Raw genomic sequence first — 24959 nt, 5'->3', positions numbered from 1 at the left:
GTACGCTCTCTCGGAGCCGTGCGGCCGTGCACCGGTGCGGTCCCGGGTCCGTGCTGTTTCCCGTGGGAAGGGGTGGTTCAGGAGGAACCGGCCCCGCCCCTCTTCACACGGCGCAGGGGATGGAGAAGGCTGGCGACGATCTCCCCGGTGCGGGGGAATGTCGCGGGGTCGCCGAGTCCGACGGCGACCGGTTCACGGCCGGGCCGCCAGGTGTAGCTGTCGAAGGCGTGGTCCCAGATCGACAGATCGGAACCGTAGTGGCCCGCCTCGGACAGATCGGTGCTGTGGTGCAACCGGTGCTGTTCGGGGCTGGCGAACACATGGTTGAGCCGGCCGATGCGTACGTCGATGTTTGCGTGGACGAAATATCCCTGGGCGGCCACGAAAAGCCCGACGACGAATACGGATTCACGGGAGAAACCGACCAGCGCCAGGGCCAGCTGAACAAACCCTTGGGCGAGGACGATATCAAGGACATGATTGACGCCATTATTGGCGACGTTGACTTTTTCCGGCACATGATGCACGCCATGGAATCGCCATAGTATCGCATTTGTGTGACCGAGCCGGTGCACGAGATAACTGGCGAGTGACCCGGTCAACAACGCTCCGGGAATTTCCACCCAGAGATTGAACATCGGCTCGTCCGGGGATATCAGGGAAACCATCGTGGAGACCAGGTACTGCGCGACGGCACTGGCCACCATCGTCAGCGCGAAGTAGATGCCGTACCAACGCCACTCCCTGGGGTTCGGATGCCAGGCGCGCCGGTACGGAATCAGGCGTTCGAGAACAGCGAGATACCCGATGACGCCGAGCAGGAAGAACGGGCTCACCCGATCGGGGTCCCAGTCGAGACACAGCGCCATGACGGCCACCGAGACCGTGCCCACCAGCAGGAGCGGGTACCCCGACACGCGCAGGACCGCGCGCGCCGGCGGCAGGGATCCCTCGGCCCCGCGGGCGGGACCGGCATCCGATTCCGGTTCACCGCCGGGCAGCGGCTCACGATTTTCCACTCACAGCACCTTTACGAAAGGAACCAGCACAGAAGGGCGCGGACCGGGAAGGAGAAAGCCTTTCGCACCGTCCCGGGGCATGCCGGAACAGCACGTCGGCCGCCGCCTGTCACGCACGGATGAATCCTGGTCCGCTCGGATGGTGCGAGTCGCCCCACGGGTCCCATGGATCCGGGTGCGACCGCCGGGCGAACCCGCCCTACTAATTTTTCCCCGATCACCGGCCTCAACCGTCGAATTCAAGCCTCACGCCGACACCCGGAGCACCCACGAAAAGAATCATCAGCCCGTTCGATTCCCCCTGGACGGAGTGGATAAGAGTGACGAATCGTAAATCACCGAACCGGTCATAAGCATGACCGTTAATAATACTGATCTGATTTTTCTTTTCGGCTTTCGAATTCCTTCGACCGTGCCGGGGCGACGACCGCGTCGGGCCGGGACATGCGCGGCACCGCGTCGGGCCGGGACGCGCATGACACCACATCAGGCCGAAACGTATCCGCGGGCGCGTACGAGGTCGCGCGCGAGGCGAGTGAAGGCCCGGGCGGCGGCGCTCCGGTAGGCGCCTTCGCGGCGCAGGAGGGTGACCGTGCGGGCGGGCAGGGCCGGGTCGAGCGGGACGGGGACGAGGCGGGGGTTGTCGTGGGTGATGGCGTCGGGCAGGACGGTGACCAGCGGGGTGCGTTCGACGATCTCGGTCAGGGCCTGCACCGAGTTGGCCTCCACCACGATCCGCGGCTCGATCCCGTGGGCCGAGAAGTAGGCGTCGATGTGGCCGCGGGTGGCGAAGTCGCCGCTGAGGAGCGCGAGTCGGCGTTCCGCGAGGTCCCGGACCGGCAGCGGCCGGTCGCGGTCACCGGCGTGAGGAAGCCCGGTGACGAGGCCGAGGGTCTCGGTGAACAGCTCCGCCGCGCCGATGCCGGGCAGATGGGGCCCATGGAAGGCGATCCCGAGATCCGTCTCGTCGGCCAGCAGCCCGGCTTCGATGTGGTCCTGGGTCATCTCCCGGAGGGTCAGGGTGATGCCGGGGTGCCGGGCGTGGAGTTCCGCGGTGAGCGGGCCGACGAGGTAGGCGGTGAAGGTGGGTGTCACCGCCAGCCGCAGATGCCCCCGGGACAGGTCGGCCACGTCCATCACGGCGCGCTCGGCTGCCGCCAGGTCGCGCAGCGCGCGGCGGGCGTAGTGCACATAGGTCTCACCCGCGTCGGTGAGCCGCACGGTGCGTCCCGTGCGGTCGAGCAGCTGTACGCCGACGGCCCGCTCCAGTTGCTTGATCTGCTGGGAGAGGGTCGGCTGGGAGATGCGCAGGTCCTCCGCGGCACGGGTGAAGTTGGCGTGCTCGGCGACGGCGAGCAGATAGCGCAGATGACGGAGTTCCGGGGCCATGACAGAACTATAGATGCCATCGATGGCAGTCATGTTTATTGCGTCTTGGACGCTATAGACGCAGGTCGTGCATGGTGGATCTCGTCAGCCTCACCGGCCGGCAGATTCCGAAGGGAGTGACCGTGCACGATCTGAGCGAGGGCATCGCGCGTTTCCAGCAGGACGTCTTCCCGGCCAAGGCGGAGCTCTTCGCCCGCCTGGCCGGCACCCACCGGCCGACGACGCTGTTCATCGGCTGCTCCGACGCCCGTGTGGTGCCGGAGCTGATCACCCAGAGCGAGCCGGGCGAGCTGTTCGTCATCCGCACGGCGGGCAACCTCGTCCCCGCCCACACCCCCGGACCGGACGGTGTGGCGGCCAGCATCGAGTACGCGGTCGCCGTCCTCGGCGTCACGGACATCGTGGTGTGCGGGCACTCCGCCTGCGGCGCGATGACCGCCCTGGCCGAGCGCCACGACCTCAGCGACGCACCCGCGATCGCCGGCTGGCTGCGTCACGCGGACGCCTCCGTGGCTCGCACCGCCGCCGTCGGGCCGGGGGCCGCGAAGGTGACGGCGCTGGTGCGCGAGAACGTGCTCAGCCAGCTGGCGAACCTGTCCACCCACCCCTCGGTGGCGCGTGCCACGGCCTCCGGCGCGCTCACCCTGCACGGCTGGGTCTACGACATCGCCACCGGCACCGTCGACCGGCTCGGCACCGTCGGCCGGCCGCCGGCCCTCACTGCCTGACTCCTCCCCGCCTTCCCTCACACGGCTCCCGTCCTGGAGCCGCGCCCCGAACCCGCCGTTCCGTCCCGTTCCGGCGAACGGCACACCCCGAAAGGAAAACCCTCCCATGGTGCACGCACAGTTCGACGCCACCGCCCGTCAGGACCTCGCCGCCAAGGCCGTCGCGGCCAAGACGCGCAAGGACGTGTCGTGGCAGCAGATCGCCGACGCCGCGGGCCTGTCGGTCGCCTTCGTCACCGCCGCCGTGCTCGGCCAGCACGCGCTGCCCGAGGCCTCGGCCGCGGCCGTCGCCGAGCTGCTGGGTCTGGACGAGGACGACGCGGCGCTGCTGCAGACCATCCCGACCCGCGGTTCCATCCCCGGTGGCATCCCCACCGACCCGACGATCTACCGCTTCTACGAGATGCTCCAGGTCTACGGCACCACGCTGAAGGCCCTGGTCCACGAGCAGTTCGGGGACGGCATCATCAGCGCGATCAACTTCAAGCTGGACGTCAAGAAGGTCGCCGACCCCGAGGGCGGCGAGCGCGCGGTGATCACCCTGGACGGCAAGTACCTGCCGACCAAGCCCTTCTGACCCGGCCCGTCCGACAGGCAAACGGGGCGGTCCGTGCCGACGACACCGCCGGGCCGCCCCGCCCCCACCGGGCGCCTTCGCGCCCGCCCCTCCCGGAAGGAAATCCCGTGGACTTCGCACAGCGCACCATCGGCCTCGCCCGGCGCAACGTCGACGAGGGCGGCCGGCCGTTCGCGACCGTCATCGTCAAGGACGGCAGGATCCTGGCCGAGTCGGCGAACAAGGTCGCCCAGAACGGCGATCCGACCGCGCACGCCGAGATCCTCGCCATCCGCGAGGCGTGCCGGAAGCTGGGCACCGAGCACCTGACCGGCACCACCATCTACGTACTGGCCCATCCCTGCCCGATGTGCCTCGGTTCCCTCTACTACTGCTCGCCCGACGAGGTCGTCTTCCTCACCACCCGCGAGGAGTACGAGCCCCACTACGTGGACGACCGCAAGTACTTCGAGCTCGACAACTTCTACGAGGAGTTCGCCAAGAGCTGGGACGAGCGGCGCCTCCCGATGCGCCATGAGCCGCACGAGGCCGCGGTCGACGTCTACCGGGCGTGGCAGGAGCGCAACGGCGGCGAGCGCCGCGTGGCGGGCGCCCCGACGGGCTGAGCCACCGGGCACCGGATCTCGGGCCGCCGACCGCACCCGGGGGCCCCGGACCCGTTCGCACGGTCAGGCGGTCATGGGCCGGTCCCCCGGGGCGATGGGCGCCGGCAGCGCCGTGGAGCCGCTCAGATAGCGGTCCGCGGCGGCAGCGGCGGACCGTCCCTCCGCGATGGCCCACACCACGAGGGACTGGCCTCGCCCCGCGTCCCCCGCGACGAAGACGCCGGACACCGTCGCCGGCCCGGCCGCGAAGCCCTCGTCCCTGGCGAAGTTCCCCCGGTCGTCCAGGGCGAGTCCGAGCTGCCGCATCAGTCCCGTGCCGCGTTCGGGGCCGTGGAAGCCGAGGGCGAGCAGGACCAGGTCCGCCGGGATGCCGTGTTCGGTGTCCGGAAGCGGCGCCCTGGTTCCGGTCTCCACCTCCACGAGGCGCAACGCGCACACCCGGCCGGTCCGGTCCCCCTCGAAGCTGAGGGTGGCCGAGGAGAAGACCCGGGGGTCCGCACCCTCCCGCACCCGGGCCTCCTCGTGGGCGTGGGACACCCGGTAGACCTTCGGGTGCACGGGCCAGGGCTCGGCGTCCCGCCGTTCCTCCCCCGGCTCCGGGTTGATGTCCAACTGCACCACGGAGGCGGCCCCTTGGCGCAGGGCGGTGCCCATGCAGTCCGAGCCGGTGTCCCCGCCGCCGATGATGACCACGTGTCTGCCCTCTGCCGTGACGACCGGCGAGGGGCGGTCGCCCTCGGCGACCCGGTTGGCCAGGGTCAGATAGTCCATCGCCTGGTGGACGCCGCCCAGTTCGCGCCCGGGGACGGGCAGTTCCCGCCGCTCCCCCGCGCCGACGGCGACGACGAGCGCGTCGTGCCGCGCGGCGAGTTCGGCGGCGTCGAGGTCGACTCCGACGTCCACCCCCGTACGGAATTCGGTGCCCTCGGCCCGCATCTGCCCGATGCGCCGGTCCAGGTGGTGTTTTTCCATCTTGAACGCGGGGATGCCGTAGCGCAGCAGCCCGCCGACGCGGTCGGCGCGCTCGTAGACGGTGACGGTGTGGCCGGTGCGGGTGAGTTGTTGCGCCGCGGCCAGGCCCGCGGGGCCGGAGCCGATGACGGCGACGGTCCTTCCGCTGGGCCGGGCGGGCGGGCACGGTGCGGCGTACCCGCGTTCCCAGATCTGGTCGGCTATCGCCTGCTCGACGTTCTTGATGGTCACCGGGGCCGCGTCGATGGCGAGCACACAGGCGTCCTCGCACGGTGCGGGGCAGAGCCGCCCGGTGAACTCCGGGAAGTTGTTCGTCGCGTGCAGCCGCTCGGCGGCCGCCCGCCAGTCCTCCCGTCTCGTGTACGCGTTCCACTCGGGGACGAGGTTTCCCAGGGGGCAGCCGTGGTGGCAGAACGGTATGCCGCAGTCCATGCAGCGGCCGGCCTGTTCGCGGACCAGAGGGAGGAGCGCCTGCCCTGCGTGGACCTCGTTCCAGTCGCCCAGCCGTTCCCGGACCGGCCGTGCCGGGACGGGGCGGCGGGGGAATCTGAGGAAGCCGTGCGGGTCGGTCATGGCCGCCTCCATCGCTCACTCGCGGTGTGCAGGCGTTTTTGTCAGCGTACGCCCGCTCCGTCGACCGGCACACCGCACCGGCTCGCCCCTCCGGTCCGGCCGGGGCGGTTACCGGCGGGTCGCACGACGACGCATGAATGGTATGGACATGACCAATCGCCCTGACTAGTCTCGAAGTTGGTCTAGACCTAGTGGGGTGGACGTGTGTCCCCCACTCGCCTCTCAGCGCCCACACCTCCCCAGGAGCGAAGCATGCGCAGAAGGATCACCTCGTTAGTAATCGGTCTCGGGATCACCGGGGCCTCCCTCCTCGTCACCACCGGCAGCGCACAGAGCCACGGCTACACCGACGCCCCCATCAGCCGTCAGCAGCTGTGCGGCAACGGCACCGTGCGCAACTGCGGCCAGATCCAGTGGGAGCCGCCGAGCGTCGAGGGACCGAAGGGCTTCCCCGCCCGCGGGCCGGTCGACGGCACCATCTGCGCCGGCGGCATCGGCCGGTTCTCCGAACTCGACGACCCGCGCGGCGGCAACTGGCCCGCGACCCAGGTCACCGCCGGGCAGAGCTACACCTTCCGCTGGCGCATCTCGGCCCGGCACGCCACGACCGACTTCCGGTACTACATCACCAGGGACGGCTACGACCCCACCAAGCCCCTCACCCGGGCCGACCTGGACCCCCAGCCGTTCCTGACCGTGCCCTTCGGCGGCCGGCTGCCGACATCCACCGTGACCCATGCCGGGGTCCTGCCGCAGAAGTCGGGCAAGCACCTGATCCTCGGCGTCTGGACGATCGCCGACACCGGCAACGCGTTCTACGCCTGCTCGGACGTCACCTTCTGAGCCCGGTCCGCACCCGTACGAGCCGCTGTCCGGGGTGGGCCCGCCCCGGACAGGGGATCCGCCCGGCGGCCTTCCGGGGCGTGTCCCGGAAGGCCCGTCCGGCCGTGAACGGCCTGGCCGACCCGTTTTCCCGGCCGGTCCCACCACCGCGTCGCCGCCCCGACGGCCCCGCGGTCATTCGGCGGCGGCGAGCCGGGGCCGCGGCCGGAGGGTGACGAGCGCGATCCCGCCGCAGCACACCGCGAGGAGCAGCAGCTCGGCCGGCGAGGGGACGGGCGCGGTGCCCAGCGCCCAGTCGCCCAGCCGCACGGTGAAGGGAACGGCCAGCTGCACGGCGGCCGTGAAGACCGGTCCGCGGAGCAGGATGAGCCGGTGCTGCACGAGGTAGGCGGGCGCGTAGACGGCCGCGCCCAGCACGACGATCCCGCCGGTCGCGGCGGGTGTCGGGGGGTGGGCGATCAGCGCGGGCAGGGCCATCGGGAGCAGCAGGCAGGTGGCGGCCGCGAGCAGCACGGGCAGCACGGCGAGCGGCGGCAGCCCCGACAGCCGTTCCTTGTACAGGAATCCGTACACGGCGAAGGCGGCGGTCGCCGCCGCCACGAGCAGCAGCCCCGCCCCGTCCGCGTCGCCCGCTTCCGCGCCGAGCGCCGCGTACCCGGCCGCCGCCGCGCAGGCCAGCACCGCCCCCGCCACCTTGCGCGGCCCGGACCGTTCGGCGAAGAACAGCGCGCCGACCGCCACCGATGCGCACGGCATCAGCGCGACGACGAGGTTGGTGAGCGAGGTGCCGATGCGCGGGATGGCCAGGAGGGTTCCTGCCGCGTACCCGGCGAATCCGAGCAGGCCCAGCAGCCAGACGGTGCCCGGCCTGGCCGCGGCCCGGCGCAGATCGGCCCGGCCGTCCGCGGTGGTGGCGGCGACGGCGGTGAGCACCGCGCAGCACACGGCGGTCCGGCCCACGGCGACGATCAGCGGATCGGTACCGGTGACCAGGGCGCCGGAGAGCAGCCAGGTGCCGGAGAGCAGCAGGACGAGGACGGCCGGCAACACGTGACCCTTCCGTGGGTGGCGGGGAACGCGGCGTGGTGGGGACCCGAACTCACCGGCCCCGCACGGCCGTTCCTCCGCACCGCCCGTCGCTTTCCTGTAGGCGCCAACTATAACGACGGATGCCGTCCGGGTCGCGTGGCCCGCCCGTCCCGGTCACTCGGGCCAGGCGGAGTTCAGAATGGTGTCCACGAAGTTGCCGCGCTCGAACCCGGGTACGTAACGCTCCAGGACGTCGGCCTTCACATTGCCGAACGTCGTGTCCGGCTTGGCTTCGATTCCCTCGGTGAAGGCCCTGAGAATGCGCTGTTTGAAGTCGGGCCGGGGGTGGAGTGCGACGATCGCGGCCCGGTCCGCCTCATCGAGGTCGTCGTACCCGATGCCCAGCACGTCGTACTCCACACCGGCCGTCACCAGCGCGACCTCGGGTTCCATGAACGACGGGATTCCCGGTGTCGTGTGGAGCGCGATGGCCGTCCAGACTCGCCGGACGCTGTCCTCGGGCACCCCGTGCCCCTGCAGGAACCGTCGTGCCTCGTCGGCACCGTCCACCTCGAACCGGCGCCCGCTGCCGCGGAACTCCTCGCCGAGGCCGAGGTCGTGGAACATGGCCGCCACGTAGAGCAGTTCCGGGTCGAAGCTCAGCCCGCCCCGGCGTCCCCGGAGCCCGCCGAAGAAGTAGACGCGGCGGGAGTGGTGGTAGATCAGGTCGTCGGTGGTGTCGCGCACCAGCTGGGTCGCCGCCGAGGCCAGCGCGGTGTCGGGAACCGGCACGGTGGTGAGGGCGGGGAGGTCGGTGCTGTCCGGCATGAGAACTCCTTTGTCGTGCGACGCGGACGTACGGCTTCTTCGTCGTACGGCTCTTTCGTACGGCGGTTCCGGCCCGCGGTCCCGGTCCGCCGGGCGGTCCTCAGTCCCTGGCCGCCGGGGAGAGATGGAGATGGGCCAGGTCGTGCGGGACCGGTCCGTCGGGGCGGAAGAGCGGCGCGCTCTCGCCGTCGGCGGCCGTGGCCGGGGCGTCCGTGAGACGCATGCGGGTGCGCAGCCGTCCGTAGAAGTCGTTCGGGCCGAGCCTGACGACCCGCAGGCGGTGCGGTGCCGCGTACACGCCGAGCCAGTCCCCGGCGCCCAGTACGCCGCGCAGCTGGCCGTCGATGGTCACCGCGGCCTGTCCCGAGTGGGGCAGGACCCGTACGGCGACCGGTTCGTCGGCCGCGGCGACCACGGTGCGGTCGAAGGTCATGTGTGCCGCCACGGGAGTGAAGAGGACGGCGTCCATGCGCGGTGAGACCACCGGGCCGCCGGCGGCGAAGCTGTACGCGGTCGAGCCGGTGGGGGTGGCCATGATGACCGCGTCGGCGGAGTACGAGGCGAGGAGCCGGCCGCCGATGTAGACGCCGAGGCTCACCTGCCGGTCGCGCGCGAGCTTCTCCACGACGACGTCGTTGAGCGCGGTGACGTCCAGTGCCACGCCCCAGCCCTCCGCCGTGGCCTCCTCGCCGGGGGCGATCTGCGGGGGCGGCAGCGCGGGGCGCTGTCCGTAGGCCATCAGGGCGTCGACGTCCGGTGGCACCTCCAGCACCCGGGAGGCCCGCATGGTCAGGGTCATGCGCTGCTCGACCTCCGCCCGGTCCCGGTGGACGGCGTCGAGTGCCCGGACGACCTCCCCGGCGGGCACCTCGGTGAGGAAGCCGACGCGGCCCAGGTCGACCCCGAGGACGGCGGCGCCGTTCTTGGCGGCGATCCTGGCGCCGCGCAGGAACGTCCCGTCGCCGCCGAGCGTCACGACGAGGTCGGGGTTGCCCGCGACATCGGCCTCCTCGCGTCCGCCGCGTCTGCGCGCGTCGTCGCGCCACACGTCGATGTCCGTGCACGGAACGCCCTCGCGGGCGCACCAGTCGCGTACGACCTCCGACGCGACGACGGCCTCGGGACGGCCCTGGTGAACGACGACTCCGACCCGCTCGACACTCATCCCGCCACGACTCCCGTGTTCCGACGACGTCCTCGTCCCACTGTGCGGGCATCGGGGGGATGCCCGCCCGTCGGCGGGGACTGCTCGCCGACGGGCCGGGCATCGCGCGGAACGCGTCCGGGGAGGGTCAGGCCCGCGCGTCCTCCGGGATGCTGACCGTCCAGTGGGTCTCCTTGCGGGGCCGCAGGTAGAACGCCCAGTAGAGCGTGGCGACCGCGGTGATGCCGCCGGTCCACAGCAGGTACTCGGTCTCCTGCTGGGTCAGGATGTACGCGAGCACGACGATCAGCAGCACGGGGACCGCGGGCCACAGCGGCATGCGCCAGGCCGGTGCCTCGCGGTGCGCGCCCCGGCGGCAGAGCAGGGCCGCGACGGCGACCAGCAGGTACATGGCGGTGACGGAGACGCCGGTGACGCCGTACAGGGTGTCCAGGTTGACGAAGCACAGGGCCGCGCCGGGCACACCGACGATCAGGGTCGCGACCCAGGGGGAGCCGAACCGGCCGAGCCGGGACAGGGCGTGGTTGACCGGCGCGGGCCAGGCCTTGTCGCGGGCGGAGGCGAACAGCACCCGCGAGTTCTGGATGACCATCACGATGCCCGCGTTGATGATGGCGAGGGCGACGCAGAGGCTGACGAAGGTGCCGACGGCCGAGTTGGACCAGGCGGCGACCATGGTGTTGAGGTCGCCGGAGGTCAGCGCCTCCAGGTCCGGTGCGCCCAGGGTGATGGCGATGACGGGGACGAGGATGACGGCCGTGGAGATGGCGAGGGTGGCGAGCACGGTGCGCGCGACGTTGCGCCGCGGGTTCTCCAGCTCCTCGGAGAGGTAGACGGCCGTGGAGAAGCCCTGGGTGATGAAGAGGGCGATCGCGAGCCCGGAGATCACCATCATGGCCGTGACGTTCGACGTGCCGCCGTCCGGCTGGGCGACCGATCCGTGCACCAGCGCGGAGGCGCCGCGCTCGGAGTGCGCGAAGCCGAGCACGGCGACGACGGCCGCCGCGATCACTTCGAGGACGAGGAAGATCCCGGTGATCCACGCGTTGGCACGCAGGTCCAGGAGGCCGGCGAGGGTGGCGAGGAGCATGACTCCGGCGCCCGCGACGGGGGCGGGGATGTGCACGACGGGCGCGAGGTAGTCGGCCGTCCCCATGGCGATGACCGGGGGCACGATCATCACGACCAGCAGCGAGAGCACGAAGACCAGCCATCCGGCCAGCCGTCCCGCCATCGTCGACACCATGGCGTACTCGCCGCCGGCGCTCGGGATGAGGGTGCCGAGCTCCGAGTAGCAGAAGGCGACCGCGATACAGAGCAGCGAGCCGATGGCGATGGTGAGGGCGGTGTACGTGCCGAGGCTGGAGAACAGGTCCGGCACGACCACGAAGAGGGTCGAGGCGGGCGTCACGCAGGAGAGCGTGAGCAGTGTTCCGCCCACGACGCCGATGGAACGCTTGAGCTTCTGTGGAGTGGGGCCGGTCGCTGGGGCGAGCGCCTGGGGAGCGCTGAGCGTGTCGGTCATCGTGCGGTTCCGATCAACAGTGATGGTGATTCGAGCGCGGGAGCGGTATCGCCTCCAGACGAGGACGTGATGAGTGGTTTCGGCGCTCCCAGCGCGACATGCAATCCCGACGAGTTCCGTAGGTCAAGAGCTGTTCACCTTCGGAATTCGTTGTCCATGGATGCTGATTCGACGTTTTTGCGCTAACAGCGCTTCCCTCTCCGGGGATCGGCGGGTACGGGAACCGCAGCCGTCCCGGGAGGAATGTTTCGCCCGTATCCGCATGCCGGAAGGCCCGGTGGGGCGGGCCGGGAACGAGGGGCCCGGCGGTCGCGGGTCGCGCATCGGCCGTCTTGGTGCCAGCCTTGAGTCATGGCTTGGGCGTCATGGACGACTCGCAGTGTGTTCTCCGGGCACGGCGGCGTGCTCACGGACGAGATCGGCGTCCTGTCCGGGGACCTGACCGTGCATACCACCTGGGCGGACGACACGGCCCAGATCACCGTGCAGTACACCGGCGCGATCGACTGGTTCACCATGTCGGGAAGCCCCGTGCCGTGCTGTTCGGAGGAGGACAGCAGACACCTGCACGAGACGGCGGTGCGGGCGGTCCGGGAGGGCGGGGCGGCGACCGTCCCCGCGTCACCGAACAGGGAACCGGGACCGGCCGCGTAGCGCCTTTGGAGCCGCCCGCGGGCACACCACTCCCGGACGGACGCGCCGACCCGACCGCGCCGCACGGTGCCGACGGTTTCACGAAGCCGGGGACTCACGGGGTCGGCGGTTTCACGAAGCCGGGGATTCACCGACCGCTCCGGGCTCCCGCAGCGCCGCGGCGACCAGGCCCGCGATCTCGTCCCCCGGCACGTCGCCACCGTTCACCAGCCGGTCGAAGACCAGCCCGTCCACGCAGGCCAGCAGGGTGAGGGTGCGCCCCTCGGCGTCCGCCACACCCCGTGCGTCCAGGAACTCCCGCACGATCTCCCGTGCCGCGTTCCGGCGCGGTACGAGGATCTCGCGCAGTTCCGGATGGCACACGCTCTCGACCACGCACGCATAGCGGGCGAGCGACCGCCGACGCCCCTCACCGGTGAGCCGTTCCGCGACGAACGCGGCGAGCCCGTCCGCGAGTTCGCCGGGGGTCCGCGGCACCGGGGCCCGCTCCCCCGCCTCCCGCAGCTCCGCCTGGTCCCGTTCGACGAGCCGCCGGACGAGCCCGGTGAGCAGGGCCCGGCGGGTGCGGAAGTAGGCCGAGGTGGTGCCCGGGGGCAGACCTGCCGCCCGGTCCACGGCCCGGTGGGTCAGTCCGCGCATCCCCTCGTCGGCCAGCACCTCGATGGCCGCGTCGGCGAGAACGGTGCGTCGATCGGTACTCATCCCCTCTTTCTACACCCGTTTCTACACCTGTAGAAACGGGGTAGTACCCTCCTTCTACAGCTGTAGAAGACCGGGGACGTGACGGTACGGGACGAAGGAGGGGCCTGCATGGGCGGCAGCGCGGTGGTGGTCGGCGGGGGCATCGGCGGACTGGCCGCCGCGATCGGGCTGCGCCGCGCCGGCTGGGAGACGACCATCGTCGAGCGCGGCGCCGGACCGGACGACGCGGGCGCGGGCATCTCCCTGCACGCGAACGGCATCCGCGCGCTGGACGCCCTCGGTGTCGGGGCCGAGGTGCGCGCGGCCGCCCGCCCCCAGTACACCGGCGGCACCCGGACCCCGGACGGACGCCTGCTGGCGCGCATGGACGGGGCGGCCCTGGAGCGCGAACTGGGCACCCCGATCGTGGGCATCCCCCGGGCCGTGCTGCACCGGCTGCTGCGCGCGGCGCTGCCCGCCGGGTCCCTGGTCACCGGGGCCGAGGTGACCTCCGTCGACCGCTCCGACGCCTCCCGGATACGGCTCGCCGCGAGCGGCACCGTTCTCGAAGCGGAGCTGGTCGTGGCCGCCGACGGAGTGAACAGCCGGTTGCGCGCGCAGCTCTTCCCCGAGCACCCCGGCCCGGTCCACAGCGGTTCGACGGTGCTGCGCGCCATCACGGAGTCACCGGTGGAGCTGAACACCGACTTCGAGCTGACCTGGGGCCGGGGGGCCGAGTTCGGTCACATCGTGTTCGCGGACGGCCGGGCCGAGTGGCACGCGGTGTTCAACTCACCCGCCGGGGTGCGTCATCCGGACCCGCTCGCCGAGGTCCGCCGCCGGTTCGGCGACTGGCACGACCCCATTCCGGCCCTGCTGGCGGCGACCCGGCCCGGCGCCGTGCTGCACCACGACGTCAACGAGCTGGTCACCCCGCTGCCCTCCTACGCGGTCGGGCGGGTCGCCCTCCTCGGCGACGCCGCCCACGCGATGACCCCGAACCTCGGCCAGGGCGCCTGCCAGGCTTTGGAGGACGCGGTGTCGCTGGCCGCCGCGCTCCGCGCCGGGCCCTCCGTCGAGTCGGCGCTCCGCCGCTACGACGCCGAGCGCCGCCCCCGCAGCCAGTCGGTCGCGAGGGCGGCTCGTCGGGCGGGCCGGATGGGGCAGCAGCTGTCGCATCCCGCAGCGATCGCGCTGCGCGACGCGGCGCTGCGGCTGGCGCCGTCGCGGGTCACCGTCCGCGCCGTACTGCGGCACGCCGACTGGGCGCCCCCGCGACCGGACTGACCACGCGGTGTGTCAGTAGGCCCCGTTGACGTTGTCGATGGACCCGTACCTGGCGGCGGCGTAGTTGCACGCCGCCGTGATGTTGGCGACCGGGTCGTAGCTGTCCATCGACGTACCGGGCACGTGGTAGGCGCGGAACGTGGGGTCGATGACCTGGAGAAGCCCCTTGGAGGGCGTGCCGGCGGCGGCGTTGGAGTCCCAGTTGTTGATGGCCCGGGGGTTGCCGGAGGACTCGCGCATGATGTTGCGGTGGATGCCCTCGTAGCTGCCGGGAATGCCGTGCTGGGCCATGATGGCCAGCGACTCCTTGATCCAGCCGTCCAGATCGTTCGTGTACGCCACGGGCTGTGCGGCGACGACGGCGGACTGCGCCGGTGTCGCCGACGCCGTTCCGGCGACGGCCAGCGGGAGCACGAGGGCGGCCACGCCCGTGCCCACGGCGATGAGACCCCGGACCGGCGGGACGGGCCTGCGACGACGGTACGCACCCTTTGCGAGCATGGTGAATTCCTCTCCGTCGCCTACGAGGTGAGCTGTCGGGTTCGGGCTGGAGATGCCCGGCCGCACACGAATGCGGCTTCACCCCGAGCCGTTCCGGATACCGGATCGGCAGCTTGCCTGGGTCCCCCGTTCCTGCCGTGCACGAGTGAGTCGGATTGCCGGACAGCGGCAGGATTCGGCGTTCCGTCCGGATTGACGGTGACCGTAGGCGAGAAACACCGAAAGGAACAAGACCCCGAATTCCGCACGCAATTCATTCACAAGATCGAATTGCCGATAATTCAGTAACGCACTTCACATCGGGCGACAGCATTCCCTTGCAGGAAAAGGGAACCGGCCCACCCGGGATGACATCACGGGCATCGGGCGTGATGCGCGCCACGTGGTCACAAAAGGCGCATTTCAAATGCCATCGAATAAGGGCAAAAGGTGCAGATGCCCTCTTGTGGTCCGGCGGGTGAAATAGAGCAGAACGCCCGCGGGATCACGTGCCCCTCGCCTGGATTCCTCGCCCGGATTCCCCGGATGAGGAATCCGGGGAGTGCGGGCCCGCCGGGCAGGCCCGCACTCATGTCGGGATCAGAGCCTTCCGAGGATCTTGTTCATCTGCTCGATCTCGGCGGTCTGGGCCGTCACGACGGCCTCGGCGAGCTTCTTCGCCTCGGCGTTGTCGCCCTTCTTCTGCTCGTCCTCGGCCATGGTGACCGCGCCCTGGTGGTGGGCGATCATGAGCTGGGCGAACTTCTTGTCGAAGTCCTTGCCCTTGGCGGCCTTCAGGTCGCCCATGTCCTTGTCGGACATCATCCCGGGCATTCCCGCACCGTCCGAGCCGTGATCCATTCCGGGCATGTCACCCATCGGGGCTTCCGGCAGCGGCTTGCCCCACGACTTCAGCCAGCCCTTCATCGTGTTGATCTCGGGGTCCTGGGCCTGCTCGATCGCGGTGGCCAGCTTCTTGATCTCGGCGTCGGCGGCGCGGCCGTCGGCCAGCTTCGCCATCTCGATGGCCTGCTGGTGGTGCGGGATCATCTCCTGCGCGAACTTCACGTCCGCGTCGTTGAACGCACCGCCCCCGGCGGCCGGTGCGGAGGCGCTGCCGGAGCCGTGGTTCATGCCGGGCATGGACGAGCCGTTGGACTTCGTGTCGTCGGAGGAGCCGCACGCCGTGAGCGCCAGGGCGAGGGCGGCGACGGTACCGGCGGTCGCGAGTGCGCGACGGCGGCGGACAGCGGTGGGCAGGGAAACGCGCATGCTGGGTTCTTTCCAGGTGTACGCGCCACGTCGGTGGCACGCGGAACGGTTGGGGTCGTCCGACCGGTCCGGCCGCGGCGGGCCGGAACCGGCGGCCCCGTCACGTCCGCGCGACGCACACCTGGAGCAGCAGGTCCCTGCCGCCGAACGGCGGCCCCCGTCGCTCCGGCCCGCGCACGGCCGCCCGGCGCCCGGCAACACCCCGGGCCGCCAGGACCACCAGGCCCAGCGCGAGGAGCAGCGGCAGCACCCGGTCACGGGCCTGGGTGAACACGCACGACTCGCCACTCGCCGAGGGCAGGCCCTCGGCCGCCCGGACGGGAACCTCCCCGTGCTGCGCGGCGGCGTGGCCGGCCATCTCCATGGGCGCGGCGGGCAGCGGCCCGGACGGCTCCGGGGCCGTCGTCATCGCGTCGTGGCAGCCCCCGGCCGCGCCGACCGGGGCACCGTGCATGAGGAACAGTCCGCACAGGACGGCGCACAGCACGAGCAGCCGGGACACTCCCGGTGCGCGCGTCGTTCCGCGATCCACGGCTGCCTCGAACTCCTCGGTCGTACGGGTCCTGCGGTACGAGCCCCGACGATACCCCCACCGGGTTTGTCCGTCCCACCGCACCCCCTGCCGGACACCTTGCTCGGCTACCGTGCCCCCGGATCGGGCGCCCCCGCCGTCCGCGGACCTCCCGCACGGGGCGGCCGGCAGGAAGTGGAGCGATGAACGCATCGGCGGGAACAGGCGGGTTGAGACGCCGTCTGGGCGTGTTCGACGCCGTGGTGATCGGCCTGGGATCGATGATCGGGGCGGGTGTCTTCGTCGCGCCGGCGCCCGCCGCGGGCGCGGCGGGTTCGGGCCTGCTGATCGGCCTGGGCCTGGCTGCGGTGGTGGCCTACTGCAACGCGACGTCCTCCGCGCGGCTGGCCGCCCGCCACCCGGAGTCCGGCGGCACCTACGTGTACGGGAGGGAGCGCCTCGGCGACTTCTGGGGCCACCTCGCCGGCTGGGGCTTCGTCATCGGCAAGACGGCTTCCTGCGCGGCGATGTCACTGGTCGTCGGCTCCTACGTGTGGCCCGGCCGGGAGCACCTGGTGGCCGTCGCCGCGGTGGTGGCGCTGACCGCCCTCAACTGCGTCGGCGTGCACAGGTCCGCCCGGCTGACCCGGGTGGTCGTCGCCTTCGTCCTCGCCGTTCTCGCGGCGGTGGTCGCCGTTGGGCTCGGCGGCGGCACCGCGGACGCCGGGCGCCTGGCCGTCGGTGCGGACGCCACGGTCGGGGGTGTGCTCCAGGCGGCCGGCCTGCTGTTCTTCGCGTTCGCGGGCTACGCGCGGATCGCCACGCTCGGGGAGGAGGTCCGCGATCCGCGGCGCACCATTCCCCGGGCGATCCCCCTCGCACTGGGCATCGCCCTGTTCGTCTACGCCGCCGTCGCCGTCACCCTGCTCGCCGTCCTGGGCCCCGACCGGCTCGCCCATTCCCCGGCGCCGCTGGCCGAGGCCGCGCGTGCGGCGGGGGTGCCCGGTCTCGTGCCCGTGGTCCGGGCCGGTGCGGCCGTCGCCGCGCTCGGCTCGCTGCTCGCGCTCGTCCTGGGTGTCTCACGCACCGTCCTGGCCATGGCCCGTGACCGTCATCTGCCGCACGCCCTGGCCGCGGTGCACCCGCGTTTCGGGGTCCCCCACCGGGCGGAGCTCGTCGTGGGCGCCGTGGTCGCCGTCGTCGCCGCCACCGCGGACGTCCGGGGGGCGATCGGCTTCTCGTCCTTCGGCGTCCTCGTGTACTACGCCGTCGCCAACGCCTCCGCCTGGACGCTCGGCCCCGACGAGGGCCGGCCGCCCCGCGCCGTGCCCGTCATCGGTCTGGCGGGCTGTCTGCTGCTCGCCTTCGCGCTGCCGTCGGCGTCGGTCGTCTCCGGTGCCGCGGTGCTGGCGGCCGGGGCCGTGGCGTACGGCGTGCGCAGGGTCCTGGGTCGTGTCTGACCAATGACGCCGTCCGCCCGCAGGGCGGGCGGGATTCGTCGGACACGATCCGGGGCGCGCCCGCCGGGCCGTTCGCGACGGCCCGAGTGACGGGCGGGCCCGGTCGTCAGCGCGGCGGGTCCTCCCCGACCAGTCCGTCCACCGACTCCCGGATGAGGTCGGCGTGGCCGACGTGCCGGGCGTACTCCTCGATCATGTCGATCAGGACCCGTCGCACGCTGGGCGATTCGCCGCCGGGCGTGGTGTACCGGCCCAGGCTTCCCGGATCGCCTTCGGCCAGTGCCCCGGCGACCAGGGCGCGGGAGCGGGCCACGGCGTCCTGCCAGAGCGTCAGCAGTTCCTCGGGGGTGTCCTCGGCGGCCGATGTCCAGTCCCAGTCCGGTTGCTTCTCCCAGTCCACGGTGTCCCACGGGGCTCCCGGTTTCCGTGCGAGCAGCAGCCGGGAGAAGTGCGTGTCCTCGACGTGGGCCATGTGCTTGAGCAGTCCGCCCAGGGTGACCGCGGACGTGCCGAGGGTGGCGTTCAGTCCGGCCTCGTCCAGTCCTCCGCACTTCCATGCCAGGGTGGCCCGCTGGCGTTCCAGCGAACCGACGAGGGTGGCGGCCTCGTCGCCCGCGAGCGGGGGTTCCGGGAAGACCGGCTCGTTGTGATCACTCATGGCGGGCAGGGTACGGCCCCGCACCGACAGTCCGGTGCGCCGGGTGCCCCGGCCCGGAGGCACCCGGCGGTCCGGGCGGTTGACGACGGATCAGGCCGCGGTGTCGCCGTTCCCGCGGAGGCGGTCCGCCTCACGGGTCCAGGCGGCGTCGCGCAACAGGCGCAGGCCGTTGAGGCCGACCAGGACCGTGGAGCCCTCGTGCCCGGCGACGCCCAGCGGGAGCGGCAGCGTGCCCACCAGGTCCCAGACGACGAGTCCGGTGATGAACGCGCCCGCGATCACGAGGTTCTGCACCACGAGGCTGCGGCAGCGGCGCGAGAGCGCCACGGCGGTGGGTACGGCGGCGAGTTCGTCGCGGACGACGACGGCGTCGGCGGTCTCCAGGGCGAGGTCGGAGCCCGCCCGGCCCATGGCGATGCCCGTGTGGGCCGCGGCCAGTGCCGGGGCGTCGTTGACCCCGTCGCCGATCACGAGCACCTTCCGGCCGGCGCCCTCCAGTTCCTCGACGGCCCGGACCTTGTCCTGCGGCAGCAGGCCGGCCCGGATGTCGTCGATCCCGGCTTCGGCGCCCAGGCGGGCGGCGGAACGCGGGTTGTCGCCGGTGAGCAGTACCGGCGCGCCGCCGGTGAGACCGGTGAGGCGTTCGACGGTGGTGCGGGCGTCGGCCCGCAGACGGTCGGCGATGCCGAGGACGCCGACGGGCGTGCCGTCGAGGACGACGAGCACGGCGGTGCGGCCGTCCTCCTCCAGCCGTGCGGCGAGTTCGGCCGCCTCCTCCTCGTGGCCGGTGGCGGTGACCGGCAGCCGGGCGGGGGCGCCGACGGCGACCGTGCGGCCGTCCACGGTGGCGGTGACGCCGGTTCCGGGTGCCGAGGCGAAGTCCTCGGCGACGGGCAGGGCGAGCCCGCGGGTCCGGGCGGCCTCGGTGACGGCGCGGGCGAGGGGGTGTTCGCTGGGGTGCTCGGCCGCCGCCGCCAGGGTGAGCAGGGCGTCCTCGGTGAGGCCCGGACCGGCGAGCGGGCGGATGTCGGTGAGGCGGGGAGTGCCCTCGGTCAGGGTGCCGGTCTTGTCGAGGGCCACGGCGTCGACCTGTCCGAGGCGTTCCATCACCACGGCCGATTTGATCAGCACCCCGTGCCGTCCGGCGTTCGCGATCGCGGAGAGCAGCGGCGGCATGGTGGCCAGGACCACGGCGCACGGCGAGGCGACGATCATGAAGGTCATCGCCCGCAGCAGCGTCGGCTGCAGGGCCGCGCCGAAGGCCAGGGGCAGTGCGAACAGGGCGACGGTGGCCGCCACCATGCCGATCGAGTAGCGCTGCTCGACCTTCTCGATGAACAGTTGGGTGGGTGCCTTCGTGCCGGACGCCTCCTCGACCATGGCGACGATCCGGGCGATCACCGAATCGGACGGGTCGCGCTCCACGGCCACCCGCAGCGCCCCGGTGCCGTTCAGGGTTCCCGCGAAGACCTCGGCGCCCGGTTCCTTGGGCGCCGGCAGCAGTTCGCCGGTGATGGTCGCCTGGTCCACCTCGCTCGTTCCGTCGAGCACCCGGCCGTCGGCCCCGACGCGCTCGCCGGGGCGTACCAGGATCACGTCCCCGACCAGCAGTTCCCGCGCGGGAACGGTCTCCTCGGTGCCGTCGTCGAGGAGGCGGGTGGCCGTGTCGGGTGCGAGGTCGAGCAGTCCGCGCACCGAGTCCGCCGTCCGTGCGGTGGCGAAGGCCTCCAGGGCGCCCGAGGTGGCGAAGATGACGATCAGCAGGGCGCCGTCCAGCACCTGTCCGATCGCGGCCGCGCCGAGGGCGGCGACCACCATCAGCAGGTCCACGTCCAGCGTCTTCTCCCGGAGCGCCTTCAGGCCCTCCCAGCCCGGTTCCCAGCCGCCCGCGGCGTAGGTGAGCGCGTACAGCGGGCCCCAGGTCCACCACGGCGCGCCGAGCAGATGCAGGGGCAGGGCCGTCAGGAACAGGGCCAGGGCGGCGGCGGCCCAGCGGACCTCGCCCAGGGCCAGGAGGCGGGTGCGGCGGGCGGCGACCGCGTCCCGGACGGGACCGGCGGGCGGGGCCGGTCGGGTGAGGGTGAAAGACATGGGCGGTGATCCTCCACGCGAGAGGGCGGAGCGGTTCGACCTCCGCACCATACAGGATCACATGAACACGCATTCATGTATGCATCTCCGTAGGATGAGCACATGGGCCACGGAGCTGACGCGAACACTGCCGCCACCGCGCGCGAGCGCCTCGACGCGGTGGGGGCCACGGATGTGGCGTCCACCCTCCAGGCCCTCGCCACTCCGTCCCGGCTGCGCATCCTCGCCCGCCTCCAGGAGGGCCCCTGCCCCGCCACGGAACTCGCGGACGCGGTCGGCATGGAGCAGTCCGCCTGCTCCCACCAGTTGCGGCTGCTGCGCAACCTCGGCCTGGTCACGGGCGAGCGCCGGGGCCGCTCGGTGATCTACGCCCTGTACGACAACCATGTGGCCGAACTGCTCGACCAGGCCCTCTTCCACGTCGAGCACCTGCGCCTGGGCCTCCACGACGCCCCGGCGCGGGCCGCGGCGGGGGCCGACGAAGCGGTGCCCGCCCCCGCCGGCTGAGCCCGCCGCCCGCCCCCGCCGTCCGCGTCATCCGGCGGGAACGGCCGCCAGGAAGTCGCGGAGGATCTCGCCGAAGGCGTCCGGCCGCTCCATGTTGGGGTAATGGGCGGCGCCCTCGACGGTCGCCTCGCGCCCGTCGGCGACCGTTTCCACCAGGCGCCGGGCCATGGCGAGGTGGTCGGCCGAGTCGACGGAGCCGTGGACGGCCAGCACCGGGACCCCGATCCTCGCCGCCCGCGCCCAGGTGTCGGGGACGGGAACGCGCAGGTCCGGCTCGTCGGCACGGTGCTTGGACAGCGTCCGGAAGGTCATGTCGCGCAGCCGCCGCACGACGGTGCGGTCGACGTCGTCGAGCGTGCGGTGCGGGCCCGCGGCGAAGAGCATGAAGGCGTCGACCCAGCCCTCGACGTCGCCCTCGCCCAGGGCACGGGCCTGTGCGGCCAGGACCTCCCTGGACCAGGGATCGTCGAACTCGGGCTCGCTCGTGGCCGCGCCGCCGACGACCAACGCGCGGACCAGGTCCGGGTGTTCGAGCGCGGTGTCGACCGCGGTGGCCGCACCCATCGACACCCCGGCCAGGACGGCGGGCCCGGCATCGAGCCGGCGCAGCAGCGCGGCCAGGTCGTCCGTGTGCCGGAACGGCTCGCTCGCGTTGGACGATCCACCGTGCCCACGGGCGTCCGGCACGATCACCCGGTGGGTCCGGGCGAGGTCCGGCACCTGGTCGTCCCACATCCCGTGGTCCAGGAAGCCGCCGTGCAGCAGCACCAGCAGCGGACCGTGCCCGGCGTCGCGGTACACGAGGGGGCCGTCCCCGGTCTCGAAGGAAGTCAGGTCGGAAGCAGCAGTCATGACAACCAAGGTGCCATCCACTCGGCAGATCGACAACCAGGGTGTCATGATGGCCGGGTGACCGAATCCGAACACCCCCTGCCCCCCGATGAGCTCGCCCACCGGCTCACGGAGGTCTTCGCCCTGGTGGGCCCGCTCTACCGGCGCGTGCAGCGCAAGGTGGAACAGAACGCCCCGATCGAGGGCCTGTCCGTCGGCGTGCGCGCCGTACTGGACCTGCTGCACGAGAACGGGCCCATGACGGTCCCGCAGATGGGTCGCGCCCAGGCGCTGAGCCGGCAGTTCGTGCAGCGCATGGTCAACGACGCCGCGGCGGCGCGGCTCGTCGAGGTCGTGCCCAACCCGGCCCACCAGCGGTCGCCGCTGGTCCGCCCGACCGCGGCCGGCCGGGAGGCGATCACCGCCGCGCTCGCCCGCGAGCAGTCCCTGCTGCGCCAGGTGGGCGGGGATCTCACCGACGCCGAGGTGACGGCCTGCGTGCGGGTGCTCGGCAACATGGTGGAGCTCTTCGACCACGTCGACGTGGACTGCCCATAGGAAGTATTCCGCGCGTCCCGCCCGGCCGGAACGCCCCGGCCGCACCGCGATCCGGCGCGCACCGGGGGTTCCCATCACCGAGTGCGGATCCAACTGCCCACGTCTACGCTCATATGTGGATCTATGCCGCAGAGGTCGTGAATCGACAGGAAGCGAGATCCTCCATGGAGCGACTCAAGCGGTCGGGACTCGCCGGGGAACTCTCCGCGGAGTTCCTCGGCACGATGATCCTCATTCTCTTCGGCTGTGGCGTCGTCGCCCAGGTCGTCGCGGGCGGTGCGCTCACCGACCCGCCCGGCGGCCTCGGGAACCACGACAGCATCGCCTGGGCCTGGGGCCTCGGGGTCACCCTGGGCGTCTACGTGGCGGGCCGGCTGAGCGGGGCTCATCTCAATCCCGCCGTGACCCTCGCGCTCGCCGCCTTCAAGGACTTCCCCTGGAGAAAAGTGGCGCCCTACTCCATCGCCCAGCTCGCGGGCGCGTTCGTCGCGGCGCTGCTGGTGCGCTGGAACTACACCGAGGCACTGGCGGCGGCCGACCCCGGACACACCATCAAGACGCAGACGGTGTTCTCCACCCTGCCGGCCAACGGGAACACCGCGCTCCCGGTGCACGAGTGGGGGGCCTTGCGGGACCAGGTCATCGGCACCGCGATCCTCGTACTGCTGATCTTCGCGGTCACCGACCTCCTCAACAACCCGCCGGGCGCCAATCTCGGCCCGTTCGTCGTGGGACTCATCGTGGTGGCCATCGGCATGGCGTTCGGCACCAACGCCGGGTACGCCATCAACCCGGCCCGTGACCTCGGGCCCCGGCTCGCGAGCTTCCTCACCGGCTACGGAGGGGCGTGGCGGGACCAGTACGGGAACCTCTACTTCTGGGTGCCGATCGTGGGTCCGTTCGTCGGCGGTCTGGTGGGGGCGTTCCTCTACAAGGGCTTCATCACCCGGTTCCTGCCCTCGGCGGAACCGGAACCGGAGGGGACCCTCCCCGTACCGCCGGAGAAGTGACACCCGGTGAAGAGACGGCACCCGGTGGAGCAGTGACACCCGGCGCCCTCACCGGCCCCGATCCAGGAGAGGAAGCACGCCATGGCGGACTTCATCGGCGCGGTGGACCAAGGCACCACCAGCAGCCGCTTCATGATCTTCGATCACGACGGAAACGAAGTGGCCAAGCACCAGTTGGAGCACGAACAGATCCTGCCCCGCCCCGGCTGGGTGGAGCACGACCCGGTGGAGATCTGGGAGCGCACCAACTCGGTGATGCAGAACGCCCTGCGCGCCGGGGGCCTGAGCGGCACGGACCTCGATGCCATCGGGATCACCAACCAGCGCGAGACGACCGTCGTGTGGGACCCGCGCACCGGCCGCCCGTACTGCAACGCCATCGTGTGGCAGGACACCCGTACCGACGCGATCGCCCAGGCCCTGGAGAACGAGGGCCACGGCGAGGTCATCCGGCGCAAGGCGGGGCTCCCCCCGGCCACGTACTTCTCCGGCGGGAAGATCAAGTGGATCCTCGACAACGTCGAGGGGGTCCGCGAGGCGGCGGAGCGGGGACACGCGGTGTTCGGGAACACCGACTGCTGGGTGTTGTGGAACCTCACCGGCGGTCCCGACGGCGGCGTCCACGCCACCGACGTGACCAACGCCAGCCGGACGATGCTGATGAACCTGGAGACGCTCGACTGGGACGACGAACTGCTGGGCATCTTCGGCATCCCCCGCGCGATGCTCCCGGCCATCAACCCCTCCTCCGACCCGGAGGCGTACGGCTGCGCCCGCACCTCCCGCCCCCTGCGGGCCGCGATCCCGATCACCGGGGTGCTCGGCGACCAGCAGGCGGCCACCGTGGGGCAGGTGTGCTTCGAACCGGGCGAGGCGAAGAACACCTACGGCACCGGCAACTTCCTCGTGCTCAACACCGGCACCGAGCTCATCCGGTCGCGGCACGGCCTCCTCACCACGGTCGCCTACCGGTTCGGGAAGAGCCCGGCGGTCTACGCCCTGGAGGGCTCCATCGCGGTCACCGGCTCCGCGGTGCAGTGGCTGCGGGACCAGATGAAGATCATCTCCAACGCCCGCGAGAGCGAGCACCTCGCCCGGACGGTCGAGGACAACGGCGGGATGTACTTCGTGCCGGCCTTCTCCGGCCTCTTCGCCCCGTACTGGCGCTCCGACGCGCGGGGCGCCATCGTGGGCCTGGCCCGGTACAACACCAACGGCCATCTGGCGCGGGCCACCCTGGAGGCCATCTGCTACCAGAGCCGGGACGTGGTGGAGGCGATGGAGCAGGACTCCGGGGTCCACCTCGACGTGCTCAAGGTCGACGGCGGGGTCACGGCCAACGACCTGTGCATGCAGATCCAGGCCGATGTCCTCGGCGTCCCCGTCAGCCGGCCGGTCGTCGCCGAGACGACCGCGCTCGGTGCCGCCTACGCGGCCGGGCTGGCCACCGGGTTCTGGCAGGACCAGGGCGAGTTGCGCGAGCACTGGCAGGAGTCGAAGCGCTGGGAGCCGCAGTGGAGCGAGGAGCGGCGGGCGGAGGGCTACGCGAACTGGAAGCGGGCGGTGGAGCGCACCCTCGACTGGGTCAGCGTGGGCTGACGGGTCCGACGTGCCGTGCGGGGAGCGATGTCGTGTTCACTCAGGGCTGCAAACATCAATTCCCCCCGTTCTGTTCCGTATCCTGTGCCCTTGCGTTCTTGCCGAGT

General features: G+C 71.8%; 25 protein-coding genes and 1 riboswitch. Of the genes, 11 read left to right on the top strand and 14 right to left on the bottom strand.

The window, feature by feature from the left end; genetic code table 11:
* Positions 1–77 precede the first annotated feature (77 nt).
* Positions 78–944, bottom strand: coding sequence for a sterol desaturase family protein (locus tag ABZZ04_RS31850; protein ID WP_356935722.1), 867 nt, complete (start codon positions 942–944; stop codon positions 78–80).
* A 561-nt stretch (positions 945–1505) separates the two neighbouring features.
* Entirely contained in the window at positions 1506–2408 is a 903-nt protein-coding gene (gene cynR, locus ABZZ04_RS31845) for a transcriptional regulator CynR (RefSeq protein ID WP_356935701.1), read from the bottom strand.
* Between the two features lie 122 nt (positions 2409–2530).
* On the opposite strand from cynR, the gene ABZZ04_RS31840 reads away from it, so the two are divergent.
* The 3 genes from ABZZ04_RS31840 (at position 2531) to ABZZ04_RS31830 (ending at position 4318) form a co-directional block, all read left to right on the top strand.
* Entirely contained in the window at positions 2531–3136 is a 606-nt protein-coding gene (locus tag ABZZ04_RS31840; RefSeq protein ID WP_356935700.1) for a carbonic anhydrase, read from the top strand.
* Positions 3137–3242: 106 nt separating this feature from the next.
* On the top strand, positions 3243–3713 hold the full coding sequence (cynS, locus tag ABZZ04_RS31835) for a cyanase (protein ID WP_356935699.1): 471 nt from the start codon (positions 3243–3245) through the stop codon (positions 3711–3713).
* A gap of 107 nt (positions 3714–3820) precedes the next feature.
* The gene (locus ABZZ04_RS31830) at positions 3821–4318 is read left to right on the top strand and encodes a nucleoside deaminase (protein ID WP_356935698.1); all 498 of its coding nucleotides are present in this window, start codon (positions 3821–3823) and stop codon (positions 4316–4318) included.
* Positions 4319–4381: 63 nt separating this feature from the next.
* Here the strand turns inward: ABZZ04_RS31830 and ABZZ04_RS31825 are convergent, their stop codons facing one another.
* A complete protein-coding gene (locus ABZZ04_RS31825; protein ID WP_356935697.1) occupies positions 4382–5863 on the bottom strand; it encodes a glutamate synthase subunit beta in 1482 nt (493 codons plus the stop codon).
* A gap of 252 nt (positions 5864–6115) precedes the next feature.
* Here ABZZ04_RS31825 and ABZZ04_RS31820 point away from each other — a divergent pair, with 252 nt between their 5' ends.
* Positions 6116–6706 (top strand): lytic polysaccharide monooxygenase auxiliary activity family 9 protein, encoded by a 591-nt coding sequence (locus ABZZ04_RS31820; protein WP_356935696.1) that lies wholly within the window; start codon positions 6116–6118, stop codon positions 6704–6706.
* 174 nt (positions 6707–6880) lie between these two features.
* On the opposite strand, the gene ABZZ04_RS31815 is transcribed toward ABZZ04_RS31820, so the two are convergent.
* From ABZZ04_RS31815 to ABZZ04_RS31800, 4 genes are all read right to left on the bottom strand, one after another.
* A complete protein-coding gene (locus tag ABZZ04_RS31815) occupies positions 6881–7756 on the bottom strand; it encodes an EamA family transporter (protein ID WP_356935695.1) in 876 nt (291 codons plus the stop codon).
* A 153-nt stretch (positions 7757–7909) separates the two neighbouring features.
* Positions 7910–8563 carry an HD domain-containing protein gene (locus ABZZ04_RS31810; protein ID WP_356935694.1) on the bottom strand — a complete coding sequence of 218 codons (654 nt, stop codon included), beginning with the start codon at positions 8561–8563 and terminating at the stop codon, positions 7910–7912.
* A gap of 100 nt (positions 8564–8663) precedes the next feature.
* Positions 8664–9728 carry an NAD(+)/NADH kinase gene (locus tag ABZZ04_RS31805; protein WP_356935693.1) on the bottom strand — a complete coding sequence of 355 codons (1065 nt, stop codon included), beginning with the start codon at positions 9726–9728 and terminating at the stop codon, positions 8664–8666.
* A 127-nt stretch (positions 9729–9855) separates the two neighbouring features.
* Positions 9856–11253, bottom strand: coding sequence for an APC family permease (locus ABZZ04_RS31800; RefSeq protein WP_356935692.1), 1398 nt, complete (start codon positions 11251–11253; stop codon positions 9856–9858).
* 351 nt (positions 11254–11604) lie between these two features.
* Here ABZZ04_RS31800 and ABZZ04_RS31795 point away from each other — a divergent pair, with 351 nt between their 5' ends.
* On the top strand, positions 11605–11907 hold the full coding sequence (locus tag ABZZ04_RS31795) for a hypothetical protein (RefSeq protein WP_356935691.1): 303 nt from the start codon (positions 11605–11607) through the stop codon (positions 11905–11907).
* Positions 11908–12018: 111 nt separating this feature from the next.
* Here the strand turns inward: ABZZ04_RS31795 and ABZZ04_RS31790 are convergent, their stop codons facing one another.
* The gene (locus ABZZ04_RS31790) at positions 12019–12609 is read right to left on the bottom strand and encodes a TetR family transcriptional regulator C-terminal domain-containing protein (protein ID WP_356935690.1); all 591 of its coding nucleotides are present in this window, start codon (positions 12607–12609) and stop codon (positions 12019–12021) included.
* 108 nt (positions 12610–12717) lie between these two features.
* Between ABZZ04_RS31790 and ABZZ04_RS31785 the strand changes: the two genes are divergently transcribed.
* The gene (locus ABZZ04_RS31785; RefSeq protein ID WP_356935689.1) at positions 12718–13875 is read left to right on the top strand and encodes an FAD-dependent monooxygenase; all 1158 of its coding nucleotides are present in this window, start codon (positions 12718–12720) and stop codon (positions 13873–13875) included.
* A gap of 12 nt (positions 13876–13887) precedes the next feature.
* On the opposite strand, the gene ABZZ04_RS31780 is transcribed toward ABZZ04_RS31785, so the two are convergent.
* The 3 genes from ABZZ04_RS31780 to ABZZ04_RS31770 all read right to left on the bottom strand — a co-directional run bounded on the left by ABZZ04_RS31780 (position 13888) and on the right by ABZZ04_RS31770 (position 16159).
* On the bottom strand, positions 13888–14376 hold the full coding sequence (locus ABZZ04_RS31780; RefSeq protein ID WP_356935688.1) for a transglycosylase SLT domain-containing protein: 489 nt from the start codon (positions 14374–14376) through the stop codon (positions 13888–13890).
* Positions 14377–14380: 4 nt separating this feature from the next.
* Positions 14381–14567: riboswitch (cyclic di-AMP (ydaO/yuaA leader) on the bottom strand.
* A 388-nt stretch (positions 14568–14955) separates the two neighbouring features.
* The gene (locus ABZZ04_RS31775) at positions 14956–15627 is read right to left on the bottom strand and encodes a DUF305 domain-containing protein (protein WP_356935687.1); all 672 of its coding nucleotides are present in this window, start codon (positions 15625–15627) and stop codon (positions 14956–14958) included.
* A 100-nt stretch (positions 15628–15727) separates the two neighbouring features.
* Positions 15728–16159, bottom strand: a complete 432-nt coding sequence (locus ABZZ04_RS31770; RefSeq protein WP_356935686.1) for a hypothetical protein — start codon at positions 16157–16159, stop codon at positions 15728–15730.
* Positions 16160–16341: 182 nt separating this feature from the next.
* Here ABZZ04_RS31770 and ABZZ04_RS31765 point away from each other — a divergent pair, with 182 nt between their 5' ends.
* Positions 16342–17598, top strand: coding sequence for an APC family permease (locus ABZZ04_RS31765; RefSeq protein ID WP_356935685.1), 1257 nt, complete (start codon positions 16342–16344; stop codon positions 17596–17598).
* 106 nt (positions 17599–17704) lie between these two features.
* On the opposite strand, the gene ABZZ04_RS31760 is transcribed toward ABZZ04_RS31765, so the two are convergent.
* Positions 17705–18256, bottom strand: coding sequence for a DinB family protein (locus tag ABZZ04_RS31760; protein WP_356935684.1), 552 nt, complete (start codon positions 18254–18256; stop codon positions 17705–17707).
* A gap of 90 nt (positions 18257–18346) precedes the next feature.
* Positions 18347–20347, bottom strand: a complete 2001-nt coding sequence (locus ABZZ04_RS31755; RefSeq protein WP_356935683.1) for a heavy metal translocating P-type ATPase — start codon at positions 20345–20347, stop codon at positions 18347–18349.
* Between the two features lie 102 nt (positions 20348–20449).
* Between ABZZ04_RS31755 and ABZZ04_RS31750 the strand changes: the two genes are divergently transcribed.
* Positions 20450–20854, top strand: a complete 405-nt coding sequence (locus tag ABZZ04_RS31750; RefSeq protein WP_356935682.1) for a metalloregulator ArsR/SmtB family transcription factor — start codon at positions 20450–20452, stop codon at positions 20852–20854.
* Between the two features lie 27 nt (positions 20855–20881).
* On the opposite strand, the gene ABZZ04_RS31745 is transcribed toward ABZZ04_RS31750, so the two are convergent.
* Positions 20882–21706: an alpha/beta fold hydrolase gene (locus ABZZ04_RS31745; protein WP_356935681.1), complete on the bottom strand. Its 825-nt coding sequence runs from the start codon at positions 21704–21706 to the stop codon at positions 20882–20884.
* 57 nt (positions 21707–21763) lie between these two features.
* Here ABZZ04_RS31745 and ABZZ04_RS31740 point away from each other — a divergent pair, with 57 nt between their 5' ends.
* From ABZZ04_RS31740 to glpK, 3 genes are all read left to right on the top strand, one after another.
* On the top strand, positions 21764–22243 hold the full coding sequence (locus ABZZ04_RS31740) for a MarR family transcriptional regulator (RefSeq protein WP_356935680.1): 480 nt from the start codon (positions 21764–21766) through the stop codon (positions 22241–22243).
* Positions 22244–22407: 164 nt separating this feature from the next.
* Positions 22408–23253 carry an MIP/aquaporin family protein gene (locus ABZZ04_RS31735; RefSeq protein ID WP_356935679.1) on the top strand — a complete coding sequence of 282 codons (846 nt, stop codon included), beginning with the start codon at positions 22408–22410 and terminating at the stop codon, positions 23251–23253.
* Between the two features lie 81 nt (positions 23254–23334).
* Entirely contained in the window at positions 23335–24852 is a 1518-nt protein-coding gene (gene glpK, locus ABZZ04_RS31730; RefSeq protein ID WP_356935678.1) for a glycerol kinase GlpK, read from the top strand.
* The last annotated feature ends 107 nt before the right edge of the window (positions 24853–24959 follow it).

It is taken from the genome of Streptomyces sp. NPDC006435 (assembly GCF_040612315.1).
Lineage (GTDB): Bacteria > Actinomycetota > Actinomycetes > Streptomycetales > Streptomycetaceae > Streptomyces.
Note: the sequence above shows the minus strand (reverse complement) of the source record. Positions and strands in the feature narration are given on the sequence as shown.

Coding starts and splice junctions, on each gene's coding strand:
- ABZZ04_RS31825 (WP_356935697.1), bottom strand. CDS start 5,863: ATGACCGACCCGCACGGCTTCCTCAGATTCCCCCGCCGCCCCGTCCCG.
- ABZZ04_RS31775 (WP_356935687.1), bottom strand. CDS start 15,627: ATGCGCGTTTCCCTGCCCACCGCTGTCCGCCGCCGTCGCGCACTCGCG.
- ABZZ04_RS31820 (WP_356935696.1), top strand. CDS start 6,116: ATGCGCAGAAGGATCACCTCGTTAGTAATCGGTCTCGGGATCACCGGG.
- ABZZ04_RS31755 (WP_356935683.1), bottom strand. CDS start 20,347: ATGTCTTTCACCCTCACCCGACCGGCCCCGCCCGCCGGTCCCGTCCGG.
- ABZZ04_RS31795 (WP_356935691.1), top strand. CDS start 11,605: ATGGCTTGGGCGTCATGGACGACTCGCAGTGTGTTCTCCGGGCACGGC.
- glpK (WP_356935678.1), top strand. CDS start 23,335: ATGGCGGACTTCATCGGCGCGGTGGACCAAGGCACCACCAGCAGCCGC.
- ABZZ04_RS31735 (WP_356935679.1), top strand. CDS start 22,408: ATGGAGCGACTCAAGCGGTCGGGACTCGCCGGGGAACTCTCCGCGGAG.
- ABZZ04_RS31745 (WP_356935681.1), bottom strand. CDS start 21,706: ATGACTGCTGCTTCCGACCTGACTTCCTTCGAGACCGGGGACGGCCCC.
- ABZZ04_RS31765 (WP_356935685.1), top strand. CDS start 16,342: ATGAACGCATCGGCGGGAACAGGCGGGTTGAGACGCCGTCTGGGCGTG.
- ABZZ04_RS31805 (WP_356935693.1), bottom strand. CDS start 9,728: ATGAGTGTCGAGCGGGTCGGAGTCGTCGTTCACCAGGGCCGTCCCGAG.
- ABZZ04_RS31760 (WP_356935684.1), bottom strand. CDS start 18,256: ATGAGTGATCACAACGAGCCGGTCTTCCCGGAACCCCCGCTCGCGGGC.
- ABZZ04_RS31810 (WP_356935694.1), bottom strand. CDS start 8,563: ATGCCGGACAGCACCGACCTCCCCGCCCTCACCACCGTGCCGGTTCCC.
- ABZZ04_RS31785 (WP_356935689.1), top strand. CDS start 12,718: ATGGGCGGCAGCGCGGTGGTGGTCGGCGGGGGCATCGGCGGACTGGCC.
- cynR (WP_356935701.1), bottom strand. CDS start 2,408: ATGGCCCCGGAACTCCGTCATCTGCGCTATCTGCTCGCCGTCGCCGAG.
- cynS (WP_356935699.1), top strand. CDS start 3,243: ATGGTGCACGCACAGTTCGACGCCACCGCCCGTCAGGACCTCGCCGCC.
- ABZZ04_RS31750 (WP_356935682.1), top strand. CDS start 20,450: ATGGGCCACGGAGCTGACGCGAACACTGCCGCCACCGCGCGCGAGCGC.
- ABZZ04_RS31790 (WP_356935690.1), bottom strand. CDS start 12,609: ATGAGTACCGATCGACGCACCGTTCTCGCCGACGCGGCCATCGAGGTG.
- ABZZ04_RS31800 (WP_356935692.1), bottom strand. CDS start 11,253: ATGACCGACACGCTCAGCGCTCCCCAGGCGCTCGCCCCAGCGACCGGC.
- ABZZ04_RS31780 (WP_356935688.1), bottom strand. CDS start 14,376: ATGCTCGCAAAGGGTGCGTACCGTCGTCGCAGGCCCGTCCCGCCGGTC.